This window comes from Modestobacter sp. SYSU DS0657 (assembly GCF_054050925.1).
On the sequence record NZ_JBJHAG010000046.1, the window covers coordinates 1 to 12,995 of the forward strand.

A 12,995-nucleotide genomic window follows, 5' to 3' on the forward strand; every position below is an offset into this window, starting at 1 on the left:
AGTAGTAATAAAATTGACTAATCTTGGCGACGTGGACGCCCACGGGGCCGCCCCCCGCCCCCGCCCCCCCCCCCCCGCCCCCCCCCCCCCCCCCCCCCCCCGGTCGATCCCCGCGGCACACCGGGTACGGGACGGGCGGGCCGGCCGGGCGTCGTCCACCGGCCGGCCGCGATCAGCCGACGGCAGACGCCGGGGCCAGCGGTTCGACCCCGTGCACGACGAACCCGTCCCGCGGCAGCGTCGGCAGCTGCGACAGGCTCACGCTGAGGTCCTGCACCCCCACCTCGTACCGCGTCGACCGGGTCAGCAGGCGCACCGACTCGGCGATGAGCAGCCGGGTCATCGGCTCACCCGGACAGCGGTGGTCGTCCCGGTAGTCCCCGGCGCCCTGGGGGATCAGGGTGTACGGATCGCCCGGCCAGTCGCGGAAGCGCTCGGGCCGGAAGACCTCCGGGTCCGGCCACAGCCGCGCGTCGTGGTTCGTCCCGTAGATGTCCAGCAGCACTCGCTCACCGACCGGGAAGTCGTACCCCTGCCAGCGGAAAGGCCGGTGCACCCGGCCGCCGATCAGCGGGAAGAACGGGGAGATCCGGCGCACCTCGTCGACGAAGCCCATCAGGTCCGTCTCATCGCCGGCCGCGAAGGTCTGCTGCCAATGCGGGTGCTGCAGCAGCGCCAGCGCGGCGAACACGACGTACCGGCTGACCGCGACGATCGGGCGCAGCACGTTGAGCAGCTCCACGCCGGCGGCCGGCACGGTGAGCAGGGCGCCCTCGGTGTCCCGGTGGGCGGCGATGACGGCCAGCGCGCTGCCGGGGGGCACCTCGAGATCACCGCTGCGCACCCTGGTCACCAGCCCGCGGGCCCAGCGCTCCGACCGGTTGCGCAGGACGCGGGCCCACCAGTTCCGCGGACCGACGGTGCCGGCTTGGTCGACCATCATCGCGAGCTCGTGCGTGCGCAGCCGGACGTCGTGCTCGCTCATCGGCACCCCGGCCCACCGGGTCGCCGTCCGGGTGAGGACCTCGTTGACCGCCGGGTGCAGCACCACGCGGCCGGCCCGCTGCCACCGCGGGACGGCGCGCCGCCACTCCTCGGCGAGCACCTGGGTCACCGCATCGCTGCCGGTGCCCTGCAGCACGGTCAGGAACATGTCCTTGCGCTGTCGATGCGCATCGCCCTCCAGCGTCTGCACGCTGCCCAGGTCCTGGAGCAGGTGCAGGATCGACGACGGGAAGGCGGCGGTGCGGTCGAACCGGCCGCCGCTGTAGAACAGCTCCGCCGCCTCGGCGCCGCGCAGGCAGACCGCCGGCTGCAGCAGCAGCCGGGTGCGGAAGGCGTCGGAGCCGAGCCGGTCGCAGCGCCGGGAGATGAACGTGTAGCCCTCGCGGAGCAGCGCGAGGCTGCTGTCGGGCCCGGTCAGCGACGGGATCACGGGAGTCCTCTCGCTCGTGGGACGGCCTGGCGCCCCGTTGCTCGGGGCGCCGTCCCATCCTCGCGGCGGCACGGGCGGGTCGCTCACCGGGCGCCGGCCGGGAGCGGGCGACGGGATGTCGGTGCGCGCACCTAATCTGGAGCCATGCCCGACCCGTCCACGTACCGACCGGCGGTCGGCAGCATCCCGGAGGACCCGGGGGTCTACAAGTTCCGCGACCCGGCCGGCCGGGTCATCTACGTCGGCAAGGCCAAGAGCCTCCGGCAGCGGCTGAACAGCTACTTCGCCGACGTCTGGGGCCTGCACCCGCGCACCCGGCAGATGGTCACCACCGCCGCCAGCGTGGAGTGGACCGTCGTCGGCACCGAGGTCGAGGCGCTCCAGCTCGAGTACAACTGGATCAAGGAGTTCGACCCGCGGTTCAACGTCCGGTACCGCGACGACAAGAGCTACCCGAGCCTCGCGGTCACCTTGAACGAGGAGTACCCACGGCTGCAGGTCATGCGGGGCCCCAAGCGCAAGGGCGTGCGCTACTTCGGCCCGTACGCGCACGCCTGGGCGATCCGCGAGACGCTGGACACGCTGACCCGGGTCTTCCCGGCCCGCACCTGCTCCACCGGGGTCTTCAAGCGGGCCGGCCAGATCGGTCGGCCCTGCCTGCTCGGCTACATCGGCAAGTGCGCCGCGCCGTGCGTCGGGCGGGTCACCCCCGAGGAGCACCGCGAGATCGTCGACGACTTCTGCGACTTCATGGGCGGGCGCACCGACCAGATCATCCGCCGGCTCGAGCGGGAGATGGCCGAGGCCGCCGAGCAGATGGAGTACGAGAAGGCCGCCCGGCTGCGCGACGACCTCGGGGCCCTCCGACGGGCGCTGGAGAAGCAGGCCGTCGTCCTCGGCGACGGCACCGACGCCGACGTCGTCGCGTTCGCCCAGGACGAGCTGGAGGCGGCCGTCCAGGTCTTCCACGTCCGCGGCGGCCGGGTCCGCGGTCAGCGCGGCTGGATCATCGACAAGGTCGAGGACGTCAGCACCGGGCAGCTGGTCGAGCAGTTCCTGCTGCAGGTCTACGGGGGCGTCGACGAGCAGACCGGCCTCGGTGAGGCCGGTGACTCCGTGCCCCGCGAGGTGCTCGTGCCCGAGCTGCCCGACGATGCTGAGGTGTACGCCGAGCTGCTCAGCGAGCTGCGCGGCTCCCGGGTCTCCCTGCGCGTGCCCCAGCGCGGCGACAAGCGCAGCCTGATGGAGACGGTCGAGCGCAACGCCAAGGAGTCGTTCGCCCGGCACCGGGTCAAGCGCGCCAGCGACCTCACCGCCCGGTCCCTGGCGCTCTCGGAGATCCAGGAGGCGCTGGACCTGCCCGACGCCCCGCTGCGGATCGAGTGCATCGACATCTCGCACGTCCAGGGCACCAACGTGGTGGCGAGCATGGTCGTGTTCGAGGACGGGCTGGCGAAGAAGTCCGACTACCGGCGCTTCTCCGTCGCCCAGGGCACCGACGACACCGCCGCGATGGCCGAGGTCGTCCGGCGCCGGTTCGCCCGGCACCTCAAGGACGAGGCCGACCGCCGCGACGAGCAGGGTGTCGCGGCGGAGGAGGGGCGACCCCGGCGGTTCGCCTACCCGCCGAACCTGCTGGTCGTCGACGGAGGTGCCCCGCAGGTGGCCGCGGCCAGCCGCTCGCTCGCCGAGCTGGGCATCGTCGACGTCGCGGTGTGCGGCCTGGCGAAGCGGATGGAGGAAGTCTGGCTGCCGGACGACCCCGATCCGGTCATCCTGCCGCGCACCTCCGAGGCCCTCTACCTCCTCCAGCGGGTGCGCGACGAGGCCCACCGGTTCGCGATCACCTACCACCGGCAGCGACGATCGACGACGATGCTGGTCTCCCTCCTCGACGACGTGCCGGGGCTGGGCGAGACCCGGCGGAAGGCTCTGATGAAGCAGTTCGGATCGCTCAAGCGGCTACGGGCCGCCACCGTCGAGGAGCTCACCGCGGTGCCGGGCATCGGCCGGCGCACCGCGGAGGCGGTCCTCGCGGCGGTCACCGAGCCGGCGGCGACGGCGGCGGCCACCGCGGACCCCGAGCCCGAGGTCGAGCCGGCGCCGTCGCCCGCCCCCGGTGCCGACGCCGGCGAGATGGCGGAGGTGGGTCGGGTCCGGCCGGCCGCCGGCGCAGAGCTCGCGACCGGGGCCGGTACCGGGGCGGGGGCATGAGCGTGGCCGACCACAGCGCCCCCGCCGGGCCGCAGACCGACGTCCCACCGTCCGCCGACGGCGCCGGCACCGAGGTGGCACCGCTGGACGTCGTCGTCGTGACCGGGCTGTCCGGGGCGGGGAAGAACAGCGCCGGGCGGGTGCTGGAGGACCTCGGCTTCTTCGTCGTCGACAACCTCCCGCCGGCCCTGCTCAAGCCGATGGTGGAGCTCGGCGCAAGGGGTGACCTGCGCCGGTTCGCCGCCGTCGTCGACGTGCGCAGCCGGGCGTTCTCCAGCGACCTCGAGGAGTCGATCCGGCTGCTGTCCGACGCCGGCCACCGCCCGCGGGTCGTGTACGTGCACGCCCGCGACGAGGTGCTGATCAGGCGCTACGAGTCGGTGCGGCGCGAGCACCCGCTGCAGGGCAGCGGCCGGCTCATCGACGGCATCGAGGCCGAGCGGGAGCTCCTCACCGGCATCGCCGGGGAGGCCGACCTGTGGGTCGACACCAGCGACCTGAACGTGCACCAGCTGCGCGACACCCTGGAGGCGGCGTTCGTCGCGGACGGCGCCCCGCCGCAGGTGGTGGCCACCGTGCTCAGCTTCGGGTTCAAGTACGGCCTGCCGCTGGACGCCGACCTCGTCGTCGACGCCCGGTTCCTGCCGAACCCGCACTGGGTGCCCGAGCTGCGGCCGCGGACCGGGCAGGACGCCGAGGTGCGCGACTACGTGCTCACGCAGGACCACGCGCCGGAGTTCATCGACGGCTACATGCGGGTGCTCGACCTGCTGCTCCCCGGGTACAGGCGCGAGGGCAAGCGCTACCTGACCCTCGCGGTCGGCTGCACCGGCGGCAAGCACCGCAGCGTCGCGATCGCCGAGGAGTTCGCCCGCCGGCTGAACGCCCTGGGGGTGCCGGCCAGTGCCCGGCACCGCGACCTGGGGCGCGAGTAGTGGTCGCGCCCGGAGGCGCACCGCTGCGCGTCGTCGCGCTCGGCGGCGGCCACGGTCTCGCCGCGTCGCTGGCGGCCTGGCGGCGGCTGACCACGGACCTGACGGCGGTAGTCACCGTCGCCGACGACGGCGGCTCCTCGGGCCGGATCCGCCGGGAGATGCCGGTCCTGCCCCCCGGTGACCTGCGGATGGCGCTGGCGGCGCTCGCCGGCGACGGGGGGAGCGCCCCTCAGGTGGCCGAGCTGCTGCAGCACCGCCTCGGCGGCAGCGGGGTGCTCGCCGGCCACCCGGTGGGCAACCTGATGCTCACCGGGCTCACCGAGATGTACGGCGGCGACAGCGTGCGCGCCCTGGGGGTGCTGGAGGAGCTGCTGGGTGCCCGGGGCCGGGTGCTCCCGATGGCCGGGGTTCCGCTGGACCTGGTGGCCACCGTGGTGAGCACCGACCCCGACGACCCGCAGGAGACCCGGCGCATCCGCGGCCAGGTCGCCATCGCCTCCACCCCGGGGCGGGTCCGGGACATCCGGGTGTCGCCGGCCGACCCGCCGGTTCCCGAGCCGGTGCTGGCGGCGATCGCGCGCGCCGACGTGGTGTGCCTGGGGCCCGGCTCCTGGTACACCTCCGTGCTGCCGCACCTGCTCGTACCACGTCTGCGGGCGGCGCTGGCGGCGAGCCCGGCGCGGGTCGTCGTCGTGCTGAACCTGGAGCCGCAGCCGGGCGAGACCGACGGCTTCTCGCCCCAGGAGCACCTCGCCGTGCTGCAGGCACATCTGGGAGGCGTGTCGTTGCACACGGTGATCGCGGATGCCGCTGCAGTTGTTGACCGGCGTGGTCTCCTGTCTGCTGTGCAGGGATGCGGCGCAGAACTGGTGCTGGCACCGGTCGCTGCGTCCGACGGAACACCACAGCACGACCCCGCGCGGCTCGCCGCCGCACTGGCCTCCGTGGTCGGTGCCCGGTGATCGGGCGTCGGGGAGTCGGGCACCGGGGCACCGGTGGCCGACCGGCACACCTGGGGGAGAGGGAACACCGCTGATGGCGATGACGGGATGCTCGAGGACCGGTCGCTCCGTGCGGGCACGGGGGTGGACGACGTGGCGATGACCGCGATGGTGAAGGACGAGCTCTCCCGCGTGGAGTGCACCCGGACGTCCGAGCGCAAGGCCGAGGTGACGGCGCTGCTGCGCTTCTCCGGCGGCCTGCACATCGTGGGCGGCCGGGTGGTGATCGAGGCGGAGCTGGACACCGGGTCGGTGGCCCGGCGGCTGCGCCGGGACATCAGCGAGGTCTACGGCTACACCAGCGGGGTGAGCGTGCTCGCCGGCGGCAACATCCGCCGCGGCGTGCGCTACCTGGTGCGGATCGCCAAGCACGGTGAGGGCCTGGCCCGGCAGACCGGCCTGGTCGACCAGCGGGGCCGGCCGGTCCGGGGCCTGCCGCCGTCGGTCGTCTCCGGTGGGATCGGCGACGCGGAGGCGGCCTGGCGCGGGGCCTTCCTGGCGCACGGCTCGCTGACCGAGCCGGGGCGCTCGTCGTCCCTGGAGGTCACCTGCCCCGGCCCGGAGGCCGCCATGGCCCTGGTCGGCGCGGCGCGCCGGCTCGGGATCGCCGCCAAGGCCCGCGAGGTCCGCGGCACCGACCGGGTCGTCGTCCGCGACGGTGACGCCATCGGTGCGCTGCTGACCCGGATGGGCGCGCACGACGCGGTGCTCGCCTGGGAGGAGCGGCGGATGCGCCGCGAGGTCCGGGCCACCGCCAACCGGCTGGCCAACTTCGACGACGCCAACCTGCGCCGCTCCGCGCGCGCAGCGGTCGCGGCCAGCGCCCGGGTCGAGCGGGCGCTGGAGATCCTCGGGCAGGACGCACCCGAGCACCTGCTGGTCGCCGGGCGGCTGCGCCTGGAGTTCGGTCAGGCCTCGCTGGAGGAGCTCGGCCAGCGCGCCGATCCGCCGATGACGAAGGACGCCGTCGCCGGACGCATACGGCGTCTCCTGGCGATGGCCGACAAGCGCGCCAAGGACCTCGGCATCCCGGACACCGAGTCCGTGGTCACCGACGACATGCTGGCCCAGTAGCAGGACCCCGCTGCCCCTGGCCCCGTCCCGAGGCTCGCCCCGAGCGTGCGAGGGGTGAGGAGGACGGGGTCCTCCCCTCGCGGCGGGACCCTGCAGCGGGGCCGCTCCAGCACGTCACCAGGCTCGGCACGAGCCTCCGGACGGAGCCGGGCGGTACCTCGCCAGACGTCCGCGACGTCTTCCTGACCTGGTCGGGAGGACGTCGCGGACGTATGCCGAGGTGTCCCCGGGGGTCCACCTGGCGGCGTCGGAGGGGGCCGCGGGGGGCCGATAGGGTGTGGGCGGAATGTGGCCGCGCACCCGCGCGGCCGACGGTGCCGCTGGGCCGACCGGTCCGGCTGGGCAACACGGTCTGGGAGGTCCGCAGTGACGGTACGGGTCGGGATCAACGGGTTCGGCCGGATCGGCCGCAACTTCTATCGGGCAGCGGCCGCCAGCGGTCAGGACATCGAGATCGTCGCGGTCAACGACCTGACCACGAACGAGACGCTGGCCCACCTGCTGAAGTACGACAGCATCCTGGGCAAGCTGGCGGAGGACGTCACCGTCGTCGACGGCGGCATCAAGGTCGGCGAGAAGACCATCAAGGTGCTGGCCGAGCGCGACCCGGCCAACCTGCCCTGGGGGGAGCTGGGCGTCGACGTCGTCGTCGAGTCCACCGGCTTCTTCACCAAGGCCGACGACGCGCGCAAGCACGTCGACGCCGGTGGGGCCAAGAAGGTCGTCATCTCGGCGCCGGCCACCGGCGACGACCTGACGATCGTGATGGGCGTCAACCACGAGCAGTACGACGGCTCGCAGACGATCATCAGCAACGCGTCCTGCACCACGAACTGCCTGGCCCCGCTGGCCAAGGTCCTCAACGACGCCTTCGGCATCGAGCGCGGCCTGATGACCACGATCCACGCCTACACCGCCGACCAGAACCTGCAGGACGGCCCGCACAAGGACCTGCGCCGCGCCCGCGCCGCCGCGCTGAACATCGTGCCGACCTCCACCGGTGCGGCCAAGGCCATCGGCCTGGTGCTCCCGGAGCTCAAGGGCAAGCTCGACGGCTACGCGCTGCGCGTCCCGGTGCCGACCGGCTCGGCGACCGACCTCACCGTCACGCTGTCCCGCGAGGTCAGCGTCGAGGAGGTCGACGCCGCCTACAAGGCCGCCGCCGCCGGCCCGCTGGCGCCGTACCTGGTCTACACCGACGCGCCGATCGTCTCCTCCGACATCGTCACCGACCCGGCTTCCTGCATCTACGACGCCGGGCTGACCAAGGTCTTCGGCAACCAGGTCAAGGTCGTCGGCTGGTACGACAACGAGTGGGGCTACTCCAACCGCCTCGTCGACTCCGTCGTCCTGGTGGGCAGCAAGCTCTGATGCGGTCCGTCGACGAGCTCATCGCCGACGGGGTGTCGGGTCGGCGCGTGCTGCTGCGCGCCGACCTGAACGTCCCGCTGGACAAGAACAGTGGCGAGATAACCGACGACGGCCGGATCCGGGCCAGCGTGCCGACGATCGGCGCCCTCCGCGAGGCCGGCGCCCGCGTCGTCGTCGCCGCCCACCTCGGCCGGCCCAAGGGCGAGCCGGCCCCGCAGTTCTCGCTGGCCCCGGTGGCCGCGCGGCTCGGCCAGCTGCTCGGCACCACGGTGCCGCTGGCCGCCGACGTCGCCGGCCCGGACGCCACGGCGAAGGCCGCGGCCCTGGCCGACGGCGACGTCCTGCTGCTGGAGAACGTCCGCTTCGAGGCCGCCGAGACCAGCAAGGACGACGCCGTCCGCGGCGAGCTCGCCGACCGGCTCGCCGGCCTGGCCGAGCTCTACGTCGACGACGCGTTCGGCGCGGTGCACCGCAAGCACGCCTCGGTGTTCGACGTCGCGCAGCGGCTGCCGCACGCCGCCGGCCGGCTCGTCGCCCGCGAGCTCGAGGTGCTCACCCGGCTCACCGAGAGCCCGGAGCGGCCCTACGTGGTCGTCCTCGGCGGCTCGAAGGTCAGCGACAAGCTGGGCGTGATCGAGGCGCTGCTGCCCAAGGTCGACCGGCTGCTGATCGGCGGGGGGATGACCTACACCTTCCTCGCCGCCCGGGGCCTCGAGGTCGGCACGTCGCTGCTGGAGGCCGACCAGGTCGACACCTGCCGGCGGCTGCTGGCCGAGGCCGGCGACCGCATGGTGCTGCCGGTCGACGTCGTCGTCACCCCGGAGTTCAGCGCCGACGCGCCGACCCGGGTGCTGCCGGCCACCGGGATCCCGGCCGACGAGATGAGCCTGGACATCGGGCCGAAGAGCGTCGAGCTGTTCACCGAGGCCCTGTCCGGGGCGCACACCGTCTTCTGGAACGGGCCGATGGGCGTCTTCGAGCTGGCCCCCTTCCAGGGCGGCACCCGCGGGGTCGCCCAGGCGGTCGCCGGCGTCGACGGGCTGTCCGTCGTCGGTGGTGGCGACTCGGCCGCCTCGGTGCGGCAGCTGGGCCTCGACGAAGCCGCCTACGGCCACATCAGCACCGGCGGCGGCGCGTCGCTGGAGTACCTCGAGGGCCGGGAGCTCCCCGGCCTCGCGGTGCTCGCGGACTGAGGCGGCGGCATGGCACGCACGAAGAGCACCCCGGCGCCCCGGGAGGGGCGCCGCCCGCTGATCGCCGGCAACTGGAAGATGCACCTCACGCACCTCGAGGCCATCGGCCTGGTGCAGAAGCTGGCCTTCTCGCTGAAGGAGCAGCAGCTGGAGGCGGCCGAGGTCGTCGTGGTCCCGCCGTTCACCGCGCTGCGCAGCGTGCAGACGCTGGTGGCCGGCGACAAGCTGGAGATCGGCTACGGCGCCCAGGACCTCTCGGCGCACGACTCCGGGGCCTACACCGGCGAGGTGAGCGGGGCGATGCTCGCTGCGCTGGCCTGCCGGTACGTGCTGGTCGGCCACTCCGAGCGGCGCACGCTGCACGGGGAGGACGACGCGGTGGCGGCGGCCAAGGTCCAGGCCGCGCTGCGGCACGGGATCGCGCCGATCCTGTGCGTGGGGGAGGGGCTCGACGTCCGTCGGGCCGGCACCCACGTGGCGCACTGCACCGCCCAGCTCGACGCGGCCCTGGCCGGCCTCACCGCCGAGCAGGTCGTCGGCGCCGAGGGCGCGGGTCCTGGCATCGTGATCGCCTACGAGCCGGTGTGGGCCATCGGCACCGGTGAGGTGGCCACGCCGGATGATGCGCAAGAGGTGTGTGCGGCGCTGCGGGCGCGGCTCGCCGAGCGCTTCGGCGCGGAGACGGGCGCTCGCGTCCGTATCCTCTACGGCGGATCGGTGAAGGCCGGCAACACGGCCGGCATCCTCGCCGGGCCGGACGTCGACGGAGCGCTCGTCGGCGGTGCCAGCCTGGACGCTGACGAGTTCGCATCGATCTGCCGACACGCCGCCGACGGGAGCTGACCGCCGCCGGCACCGACCCGGGCGGAGCAGCAGCACGGTGATGCACAGCAACGACCGACGGCCGGTCCGCCGTCGCACCCGAGAGGGCGCGGCGCGGCCGGCCGTCGTGCTGACGGCTCTGCTCGTCCTCGCGGTGCTCACCGGGTGCGGCGCGGGCAACACCGGGGTGGCCGGGGTACCCACGCAGAGCGGCGAGGTCAACAGCGGTGTCGACGGGGTGCGGAGCCCCTCGGACGAGCCCGGCGGCACGCTGCGCCTGGTGGCCGGGGAGATCGACAGCCTGGACCCGCAGCGCTCCTACGTGCCCGGCGTGTGGAACCTGATGCGGCTCTACGTGCGCACCCTGGTCACGTACTCCGCGGAGCCCGGCAGCACCGACGAGCTGGTGCCCGACCTGGCCACCGATCTCGGCACGACCCCCGACGGCGGCCGCACCTGGACGTTCACCCTCCGGGAGGGCGTGCGGTTCGAGACGGGACGGCCGATCACCTCCCGCGACGTCAAGTACGGCATCGAGCGGTCCTTCGCCTCCGACGTCGTCGTCGGCGGGCCGACCTACGTCGTCGACCTGCTCGACGACCGGGCCGACCCGTACGCCGGGCCCTACCAGGACGAGACGCCGGAGCGGCTGGGGCTGCCGGCGATCGCCACACCCGACGACCGGACGATCGTCTTCACCCTCACCACCCCGACGCCGGACTTCCCGTTCGTGCTGGCGCTGCCCTCCAGCAGCCCGGTGCCCGCGGAGAACGACACGGCCGGCAGCTACGGCGCCGACCCGATCTCCTCCGGCCCGTACGCGGTGGCCTCCGTCGACACGCAGACCGGCGTGGTGCTCGAGCGCAACCCGGAGTGGGACCCGGCCACCGACGACGTCCGCACCGGGCTGCCGGACCGGGTGGTGGTGCGCAGCGGGCTGTCCAGCCTCGCCCGCGACCAGGCGCTGCTCGCCGGCTCGGCGGACGCCGACCTGTCCGGCACGGGCGTGCAGCAGGCCACCGCGGCCCGGCTGGGCGACCGCGGCCTGGAGGGCCGGATCGACGACGTGACCACCGGGGCGCTGCGCCTGCTCGCGCTCCCCACCACCGTCGCGCCGATGAACAACGCCGAGTGCCGGGCGGCGGTGGCCGCCGTGGTCGACCGGCGCGCGGTGCAGGACGCCCTCGGCGGTGCGGGCAACGTGGTGCGCACGTCGACGCTGTGGCCGCGCGCGCTCGACGGTGGCCCGGAGGACGAGGAGGTGGACGCTGACCCCGCCCTGGCCCGGGAGAAGCTCGCCTCCTGCGGTCACCCCGACGGCTTCAGCACGGTCTTCGCCGTGCCGGACGTGCCGACCATCGTGGAGATGGCCGGCGTGGTCGCCGGGCAGCTCGCCGAGGTGGGCATCCAGGCCGAGGTCCGACCGTTGGACCCGGCCACCTACTACGCCACCGACATCGGCAACCGGGACGCCGTCACCGCCGGCGGCTACGGCCTGGTGCTGGCCACCTGGACCGCGGACTTCCCCACGCCGGCGTCCTTCCTGGTGCCGCTGGTCGACGGGCGGTCACTGCGCCCGGTCGGCAACACCAACTACGCGCGCCTGGACGACCCGCAGGTGAACGGGCTGATCGACGCGGCTCGTGCGGCGGCGGAGCCGGCGGTCGCAGCCGACGCGTGGCGGCAGGTGGTGCGCGCGGTCGAGGAGACGTCCACCTACGTGCCGCTGGCGGAGAACCGGGTGCAGCTGCTGGCCGGGCAGCGACTGCGCAACGGCCTGGTGATGCAGCCCTACGGCGGCTACGACGTCGCCACCGCCGGCGTCCGCTGAGCGCCGCGTCGCGTCGGCGGGCCGAGCGCCCGAGCGGCATCGGTTAGGCTGGCAGGTCGAGAGCCCCCGACGGCTGGGGTCCACCACCCCACATCCCCGGTCCACGGGACAGGAGACGAACTGTGATCGAACTGGCCCTCAACGTGCTGCTCGTCCTGCTGAGCATCGGGCTGATCGTGCTGATCCTGCTGCACCGCGGCAAGGGTGGTGGCCTGTCGTCGATGTTCGGTGGCGCGGCCGCGTCGTCGCTGGCCGGCAGCTCGGTCGTCGAGAAGAACCTCAACCGGGTCACGGTGCTCTTCGGGATCCTCTGGACCGTCTGCATCGTCGCCCTGGGCATCCTGATCAAGGCCTGAACAAGCGAGAAGTGCCCTGCCGCCCCCAGCCCTCGCAGGCTCGCGGCGGGCCCTGCAGAGGGGCCAGGCGGCACCCCTCGCACGCTGCGGCGATCCGCTGGACGGGGCCGACGGCGGCCCGCTGCGAGGGCCCGTGGGCGAGCCTCTGGACGGGGCCGTGGGCGGCCGCCGCCGGAGAAAGGCGTCTTTCCGGTCGCGTGCCGGTACCGACGGTGTCCGCATCGTGACCTGTGCAACCCCTGGCAGGCCCTAGACTGCCCGCGCGGTGATCAACTCGTCACCGTGACCGAGCCGACGTCAGGGGGCCGTTCATGGCTGGTGGGAACGCGATCCGGGGCAGCCGAGTGGGTGCTGGCCCGATGGGAGAAGCCGAGCGCGGCGAGGCGGCCCCGCGGCACCGTGTCGGTTTCTGGTGCGCCAACGGGCACGAGTCGCGGATCGCCTTCGCGGCCGAGGTCGAGGTGCCCGAGACCTGGGACTGCCCGCGGTGCGGGCTGCCGGCTGGCACCGACCGGCAGAACCCCCCGCCGGCGCCGCGCACCGAGCCGTACAAGACGCACCTGGCCTACGTGCGGGAGCGTCGTTCCGACGAGGACGGTGACGCGCTCCTCGAGGAGGCGCTGACCCGGCTGCGCGCCCGCCGCGGCGCCTGAACGACCGGGGGGGGGGGGGGGGGGGGGGGGGGGGCCCCCGCCGGTCGCGGGGCGGGGGGGCCCGCCCCCGCGGCGGGGGGAGCGTGGCGGGGCGCCGGGCCCTCCTGGGG

Annotated in this window: 11 protein-coding genes; 10 read left to right on the forward strand and 1 reads right to left on the reverse strand. The window is 74.1% G+C overall.

Annotated features, from left to right (window positions below):
- Positions 1-172: 172 nt before the first annotated feature.
- A complete protein-coding gene (locus ACI79A_RS19210; RefSeq protein WP_457085360.1) occupies positions 173-1,435 on the reverse strand; it encodes a cytochrome P450 in 1,263 nt (420 codons plus the stop codon).
- Positions 1,436-1,579: 144 nt separating this feature from the next.
- Here ACI79A_RS19210 and uvrC point away from each other — a divergent pair, with 144 nt between their 5' ends.
- The 10 genes from uvrC (at position 1,580) to ACI79A_RS19260 (ending at position 12,885) form a co-directional block, all read left to right on the forward strand.
- A complete protein-coding gene (gene uvrC / locus ACI79A_RS19215) occupies positions 1,580-3,649 on the forward strand; it encodes an excinuclease ABC subunit UvrC (protein ID WP_457085361.1) in 2,070 nt (689 codons plus the stop codon).
- Positions 3,646-4,584 (forward strand): RNase adapter RapZ, encoded by a 939-nt coding sequence (gene rapZ, locus ACI79A_RS19220; protein WP_457085362.1) that lies wholly within the window; start codon positions 3,646-3,648, stop codon positions 4,582-4,584. The genes uvrC and rapZ overlap by 4 nt, the downstream gene beginning before the upstream one ends.
- A complete protein-coding gene (locus ACI79A_RS19225; protein ID WP_457085363.1) occupies positions 4,584-5,546 on the forward strand; it encodes a gluconeogenesis factor YvcK family protein in 963 nt (320 codons plus the stop codon). Before rapZ ends, ACI79A_RS19225 begins: the two co-directional genes overlap by 1 nt.
- Positions 5,547-5,684: 138 nt before the next feature.
- Entirely contained in the window at positions 5,685-6,659 is a 975-nt protein-coding gene (gene whiA / locus ACI79A_RS19230; protein WP_457085364.1) for a DNA-binding protein WhiA, read from the forward strand.
- Between the two features lie 366 nt (positions 6,660-7,025).
- On the forward strand, positions 7,026-8,030 hold the full coding sequence (gene gap, locus ACI79A_RS19235) for a type I glyceraldehyde-3-phosphate dehydrogenase (RefSeq protein ID WP_457085365.1): 1,005 nt from the start codon (positions 7,026-7,028) through the stop codon (positions 8,028-8,030).
- Positions 8,030-9,223 (forward strand): phosphoglycerate kinase, encoded by a 1,194-nt coding sequence (locus ACI79A_RS19240; protein WP_457085366.1) that lies wholly within the window; start codon positions 8,030-8,032, stop codon positions 9,221-9,223. Before gap ends, ACI79A_RS19240 begins: the two co-directional genes overlap by 1 nt.
- Before the next feature lie 9 nt (positions 9,224-9,232).
- Positions 9,233-10,066, forward strand: a complete 834-nt coding sequence (gene tpiA / locus ACI79A_RS19245; RefSeq protein WP_457085367.1) for a triose-phosphate isomerase — start codon at positions 9,233-9,235, stop codon at positions 10,064-10,066.
- 40 nt (positions 10,067-10,106) lie between these two features.
- On the forward strand, positions 10,107-11,876 hold the full coding sequence (locus tag ACI79A_RS19250) for an ABC transporter substrate-binding protein (RefSeq protein WP_457085368.1): 1,770 nt from the start codon (positions 10,107-10,109) through the stop codon (positions 11,874-11,876).
- A 122-nt stretch (positions 11,877-11,998) separates the two neighbouring features.
- The gene (secG, locus tag ACI79A_RS19255) at positions 11,999-12,232 is read left to right on the forward strand and encodes a preprotein translocase subunit SecG (protein WP_457085369.1); all 234 of its coding nucleotides are present in this window, start codon (positions 11,999-12,001) and stop codon (positions 12,230-12,232) included.
- A 311-nt stretch (positions 12,233-12,543) separates the two neighbouring features.
- Positions 12,544-12,885 carry an RNA polymerase-binding protein RbpA gene (locus tag ACI79A_RS19260; protein WP_457085370.1) on the forward strand — a complete coding sequence of 114 codons (342 nt, stop codon included), beginning with the start codon at positions 12,544-12,546 and terminating at the stop codon, positions 12,883-12,885.
- Positions 12,886-12,995: the final 110 nt, after the last annotated feature.